The sequence below is a fragment of the Burkholderia sp. LMG 13014 genome (assembly GCF_905232215.1).
GTDB lineage: Bacteria > Pseudomonadota > Gammaproteobacteria > Burkholderiales > Burkholderiaceae > Burkholderia.
The window spans coordinates 1-3,261 of sequence record NZ_CAJNKE010000633.1 but is presented as its reverse complement, the minus strand read 5'-3'; the positions used below and the strand labels follow the sequence as shown (position 1 = coordinate 3,261).

General features: G+C 67.2%; 3 protein-coding genes. 1 reads left to right on the top strand and 2 read right to left on the bottom strand.

What is annotated here, in order from left to right:
* Nucleotides 1-1,356: MFS transporter (locus JYJ84_RS32225; protein ID WP_205189966.1), on the top strand; the 1,356-nt coding region annotated here is incomplete at its 5' end.
* A 141-nt stretch (nucleotides 1,357-1,497) separates the two neighbouring features.
* On the opposite strand, the gene JYJ84_RS32220 is transcribed toward JYJ84_RS32225, so the two are convergent.
* Both JYJ84_RS32220 and argA read right to left on the bottom strand, forming a co-directional pair.
* Nucleotides 1,498-1,773, bottom strand: coding sequence for an oxidative damage protection protein (locus JYJ84_RS32220; protein ID WP_006478357.1), 276 nt, complete (start codon nucleotides 1,771-1,773; stop codon nucleotides 1,498-1,500).
* 49 nt (nucleotides 1,774-1,822) lie between these two features.
* Nucleotides 1,823-3,202, bottom strand: coding sequence for an amino-acid N-acetyltransferase (gene argA / locus JYJ84_RS32215; RefSeq protein ID WP_175222662.1), 1,380 nt, complete (start codon nucleotides 3,200-3,202; stop codon nucleotides 1,823-1,825).
* Between the last annotated feature and the right edge of the window lie 59 nt (nucleotides 3,203-3,261).

Below are 3,261 nucleotides of genomic sequence, written 5' to 3'. Positions count from 1 at the left end.
GCGGCGTTCGTCGGCACCACGATCGAGTGGTACGACTTCTACATCTACGGCACGGCGGCCGCGCTCGTGTTCGGCAAGGTGTTCTTTTCGAGCACGATGGATCCCGGCGTCGCGACGCTGCTGGCGTTCGTCACGTTCTGGGCCGGCTTCGCCGCGCGACCGCTCGGCGGCATCGTGTTCGGGCATCTCGGCGATCGGGTCGGCCGCAAGACGGCGCTCGTGATCACGCTGGTGATGATGGGGCTGGCCACGACCGGCATCGGCCTGCTGCCCGGCTATGCGCAGATCGGCCTCTGGGCGCCGGCCGGCCTCGTCGTGCTGCGCGTGCTGCAGGGCATCGCGGTCGGCGGCGAGTGGGGCGGTGCGGTGCTGATCGCGAGCGAGAATGCGCCGAAACATCGCAGCATCCTGTATGCGGCGTTCGCGCAGCAGGGCTCGCCGACCGGCAACCTGCTGGCCACGGCCGCGTTCTTCGCGCTGAGCGCGCTGCCGACCCCATCGTTCCTGATGTGGGGCTGGCGCATTCCGTTCCTGCTGTCGGCCGTGCTCGTGATCATCGGCATGGTGATCCGGCTGAGGCTCGAGGAGTCGGCCGACATGCAGCGCGTGCTCGCGCGCAAGCGCACCGTGAAGCTGCCGTTGCGCGACGTCGTGCGCGATCACTGGGTGGTCGTGCTGCTCGCGGCCGGCACGCTGCCGGTGATCAACGTCACGTATTTCCGCAGCACGTTCGCGCTGTCGTGGGCGACCAAGGAGCTTGGCTATGCGCAAGGCACGTTCCTCGGCATCCTGTCGATCTCGCTCGTCGTGCAGTTCCTGATGCAGCCGGTCGGTGCGTGGTTCGTGTCGAAGGTCGACATGCGCCGCGCGATGTGCTGGATCCTGATTCCGGAAATCGTGCTGATGCCCGTGATGTTCCACGCGCTCGCCACGCGTTCGTACTGGGTGGCGGTCGCGGGCATGTGCATCTCGACGATTCCGTCGGCGATGTTCTATGGCGCGGTCGGCGGCGTGCTCGCGCGCGTGTTCCCGGCGAACATCCGCTACACGGGCCTGTCGCTCGCGTATCAGCTGAGCGCGCTCGTCGTCGGCGGCGGCACGCCCGTGCTCGCGCAGGCGATCCTCAATGCAACCGGCAGCATCGTCGGCGTCGCGGTCGCATCGGGGCTTTACGCGTTCGTGTCGCTCGTCTGCATGCTGGCGCTGCTGAATCGCACCGGGTATCGCGCGGACGAATTGTCGACGGCCGAGCGCAGCGACGCGGCCGAACGGGGCACCGAAGGCGGCAGTGCGGAACCCGCGGCCGACGGGAACGGGCAGCCGGGCGGGGGCGGCGCGCTGAAGCCAGCCAACTGAGCGGCACGGCATACCGCCCCGCGCGAGGCCGGAGCACGCCGAACGCGGGCCCCAAAAGAAAACGGCACCGTGCGAAACACGGTGCCGCTTTCTCCGGAGCGTGTGGCCGGCAACTTGCGCCGGCCGCGCGCCAACGCGTCCTCAGCCTTCCGTCGGCGGCACGTAGCCGGACGCCTGGTCCGCGCCGTCGCCGAAGAAGTACTTTTCGGTCTGCTTCATCAGGTACTGGCGCGCGCGCGGGTCGGCCATGTTCAGGCGGTTTTCGTTGATCAGCATCGTCTGCTGCTTGAGCCAGCCTTGCCACGCTTCCTTCGAGACGCTCTCGTAAATGCGCTTGCCGAGTTCGCCCGGCAGCGGCGGGAAATCGAGGCCTTCGGCTTCCTTGCCGAGCTTCGCGCATTGGATCATTCGAGCCATCGTGTACTTCTCCTGTAATCGGTCTGGGGGAGGGCAGTCGTGCCTGCGCTCAGAGCTGCTTCATCAGCACGAGCGACTTGCGCTGCCAGTTATAGAGTTTGCGGCGGTCTTCCGGCAGGTCGTCGACGCTGACCTTGACGAAGCCGCGCTTGAGGAACCAGTGCTCGGTGCGCGTCGTGAGCACGAAGATATGCGTGAGGCCGCGCGCGCGAGCACGCTGCTCGATGCGCTTGAGCAGGCGTTCGCCGTCGCCTGAGCCCTGCGCTTCCGGCGCGACCGTCAGGCACGCCATCTCGCCGATCTTCTCCTGCTGGTACGGATACAGCGCCGCACAGCCGAACAGCACGCTGTCGTGCTCGATCACCGAGAAGTGGTCGATGTCGCGTTCGATCTGGTGACGGCCGCGCCGCACCAGCGTGCCGTCCGACTCGAGCGGCTCGATCAGCGACAGGATGCCGCCGACGTCGTCCGGCGTGGCCTCGCGCAGGCTTTCGAGGTTCTCGTACGAGATCATCGTGCCGACGCCATCGTGCAGGAACAGTTCGAGCAGCATGCTGCCGTCGAGCGTTTGCGGGATCAGGTGCGCCCGGGTCACGCCGCCGCGGCACGCGCGGATCGAATGCTTGAGGAAGAACGCGTCGTCGCCTTGCACGTTGCCGGAGTCGAGGAGGTCGGCTGCCGCGTCGAGCGACATTTCGCGGACCAGCTCGCCTTCCTCGCCAATGATGCCCGGCCCTTCGGTCAGGAAGATGATCTTGTCGGCGCGCAGCGCGATCGCGGCGGCCGAAGCCACATCTTCCATCGACAGGTTGAACGCCTCGCCGGTCGGCGAGAAGCCGAGCGGCGACAGCAGCACGAGCTTGCGGCTCGCGAGCGAATGGCGGATCGATTCGGCGTCGATCTTGCGCACGATGCCCGTATGCGCGAAATCGACCCCGTCGAGAATCCCCACCGGCCGCGCGGTCACGAAGTTGCCCGACACGACGCTGATGTGCGCGTGCGCCATCGGCGAGTTCGGCAGACCCTGGCTGATCGCGGCCTCGATGTCGAGACGCACTTCACCAGCCGCTTCCTTCGCGGATTCGAGCGCGCGCGCATCGGTGATGCGCAGCCCGTGCGAAAACTCGGATTCGACACCGTGCAGGCTCAGCTGCTCCTCGACCTGCGGGCGCGAGCCGTGCACCAGCACGATCTGGATACCCATCGCCTGCAGCAGCGCGATGTCGGACACGAGCGCGTTCAGGAGCCCCTGCTGCACCACCTCGCCGCCAAACCCCACGACGAACGTGCTGTTGCGGAACTTGTGGATATAGGGCGCGACGGAGCGCATCCAGTCGACGAACTGCGCGTGACTGGCGGCCGAATCGTCGGCGGCCGGCGGCGTCGTGGCGCCGGTCTGGGCGGGGGGGAGGTCGGTTTGGGAATTCATGGGCGGGATTATAATGCGCCCCCATGTCGAATGTTTCTAAAAGTCCCGCGCCGACGCGG